Raw genomic sequence first — 1,244 nt, 5'->3', positions numbered from 1 at the left:
TCCAGTATCCAACGATTGCTGAGCTGAATGGACGGGTGCAACGGGTGACCCGCGTGTCGGATCAAGGAGAAGTCACTGGACATGTGGCCTTGACACCGATTCAACACTGGTTTATTGAACAGCAGCCTTCCCATCCTGAACACTACAACCAGGCTCTAATGCTGCACCGTGAGGATCGACTGGACGAAACAGCGCTTCGTCAGGCGCTGCAACGCATTGTTGAGCATCATGATGCTTTGCGCATCGTATTCCGCCAAGATGCAGACGGTGGGTATGCAGCATGGAACCGTGGCGTACAAGAAGGAGAGTTGTACAGCCTTGAAGTGGTGGATTATACCCAAGAGTCTAACTTTGCTCATTTGCTGGAGAATAAGGCCAGCGAAATCCAAAGCAGCATTTGTCTAGATCAAGGCCCATTGGTGAAGCTGGGTCTGTTCCGTTGCAGCGATGGAGACCATTTGTTGGTGGCGATCCACCATTTGGTGGTCGACGGCGTGTCATGGCGTATTTTGCTGGAGGATTTGGCATCCGGCTATGAGCAGGCTTTACGGGGCGAGTCTGTCGGCTTGCCGAATAAGACGGATTCCTTCCTCCTGTGGGCAGATCAGCTGTCAGCTTATGCGAACAGCACCGCGTTGGAGAAGGAACGTGCGTATTGGGAGCAGGTGGAGCGAGCGGGTGCTGTACAAGAGGCATTGCCTAAGGATTACACTCGTAAGTCTCAGGCCAAGCCACAGCTTCGCGATGATCGGACACTAACCGTGGCATGGACGGTTGAAGAAACGGAACAATTCTTGAAACAAGCTCATCGGGCCTACCACACGGAAGCAAACGACCTGTTGCTGACAGCGCTGGGCACGGCCATTCAGGAGTGGGCTGGTCTAAGTCAGGTGCTTGTCAATCTGGAGGGGCACGGCCGGGAAGCGATTTTGCCAGATGTAGATATTACGCGAACGGTCGGTTGGTTCACCAGCCAATTCCCGGTTGTGCTGGATATGGGCGAGGACCGGAATGTGGGACGGCGTATCAAGAACGTCAAGGAAGGGCTGCGCCGTTTGCCGCATAAAGGGATTGGATACGGGATGTTGAGATATCTGGCGGACGGGGAAGGAAACGCAGCTTTTGTTGCCGAGCCGGAAATCAGCTTTAACTATCTTGGCCAATTCGATCAGGATTTAAAAAATAATGCATTCCGCATGTCTCCTTATTCCGTCGGAGCTTCCATAAGTGACACGTTGACCAAG

Annotated in this window: 1 protein-coding gene; it reads left to right on the top strand. The window is 53.1% G+C overall.

The window, feature by feature from the left end; all coding sequences use genetic code 11:
- Nucleotides 1-1,244: condensation domain-containing protein (locus FKV70_RS25800; RefSeq protein ID WP_244310858.1), on the top strand; the 1,244-nt coding region annotated here is incomplete at both ends.

Origin of the sequence: Paenibacillus ottowii (assembly GCF_006874425.1) — a bacterium.
GTDB classification, from domain to species: domain Bacteria; phylum Bacillota; class Bacilli; order Paenibacillales; family Paenibacillaceae; genus Paenibacillus; species Paenibacillus ottowii.
Note: the sequence above shows the minus strand (reverse complement) of the source record. Positions and strands in the feature narration are given on the sequence as shown.